At 74.0% G+C, this 416-nt stretch carries 1 pseudogene; it reads left to right on the top strand.

The features are described from left to right. Positions 1-416: pseudogene (locus tag AB4118_RS34175) on the top strand (autotransporter outer membrane beta-barrel domain-containing protein); the annotation flags it as partial.

The following is a 416-nucleotide window of genomic DNA, read 5'->3' as shown; positions in this document are numbered from 1 at the left end:
GCCACCGCCTTCCCGCAGGTCGCCCTGACCCGCAACCAGGCCGGTGCCGCCGGAGCAGCCGAAGCGCTGGGCGCCGGCCACCGTGTCTACGATGCGCTGCTCACGGCAAGCGTCGCCGACGCCCGCGCCGGCTTCGACGCGCTCTCGGGTGAGGCTCACGCGCAAGCGGTCGGCGTCGCGATCGAGGACAGCCATCTCATTCGCGAATCCATCCTCAACCGGCTGCGCTGGCCCCTGGCCGCCGGCTCGTCCGGCGGCTCGGTCAACGGCGCCTTCAGCGCCGACGCGCCCGGCAGATCGGCCGGCACGGCTCTGCCGGCGCCGCGCCTCGCCATGGAACGCTTCACGCTTTGGGGCGAGGCGATCGGAGCGCAGGGACGCACGGACGGAGACCGCAACGCGGCTTCGCTCGACCG

The sequence above is a fragment of the Allobosea sp. 2RAB26 genome, assembly GCF_052115465.1.
In the GTDB taxonomy this organism is placed as follows: domain Bacteria; phylum Pseudomonadota; class Alphaproteobacteria; order Rhizobiales; family Beijerinckiaceae; genus Allobosea.
Note: the sequence above shows the minus strand (reverse complement) of the source record. Positions and strands in the feature narration are given on the sequence as shown.